Raw genomic sequence first — 654 nt, forward strand, 5'->3', positions numbered from 1 at the left:
TCAAACGGGAGTTTGGCATCACAATGAGCGTGCGTGGGATCAGCGCGATGCTAAAACGGATGAACTTCAGTTTTACCAAAGCAACGTATACGCTTGCCAACGCTGACGAGGACGCCCAAGCGTATTTCAAAAAGCACACCTTTGCAGCGCTCAAGAAACAGGTTGAAGCGGAAAAAATCGATCATTTGCTCTTTGAAGACGAATCGATGATCCGGTCGTATCAAGCGCTACAATACAATTGGTTTCCACGTGGCAGACAACGTAAAGTGCCCACGTATGGCAAACACGAAGGAGCCAAGTTGTTCGGTGCGATTAATTATGAAACCGGGCAAGTGCATCATCGGGAAGAAGAAAAGGCCGATACCACAGCTTTTATTCGATTTCTTCAGGATCTTCTCTCCGCGTATTCGAGTGGGAAAATCGCCTTGATTCTGGACAACAGCCGGATTCATCATGCTACGGAGTTACAGCCTTTTTTGACGGAACATCCGCGTCTGCAGTTGGTTTTTCTACCGCCTTACAGTCCAAACCTCAATCCGGTTGAAGGGCTATGGCTGTGGCTCAAAGCCGATGTAGTGAACAATGTCTTTTTTGAAAAATTCTATAAGATTAAGCTTCATGTAAGCCAATTTATGAAGCGAATCAATCAGCACC

General features: G+C 46.0%; 1 protein-coding gene. It reads left to right on the plus strand.

Annotated elements, in window-relative coordinates:
• Positions 1–23: 23 nt before the first annotated feature.
• Positions 24–654 (plus strand): IS630 family transposase (locus tag IEY53_RS34830; protein WP_229696544.1); only part of this gene is annotated, 631 nt, incomplete at its 3' end.

This window comes from Paenibacillus albidus (assembly GCF_014644435.1).
GTDB lineage: Bacteria > Bacillota > Bacilli > Paenibacillales > Paenibacillaceae > Paenibacillus_AQ > Paenibacillus_AQ albidus.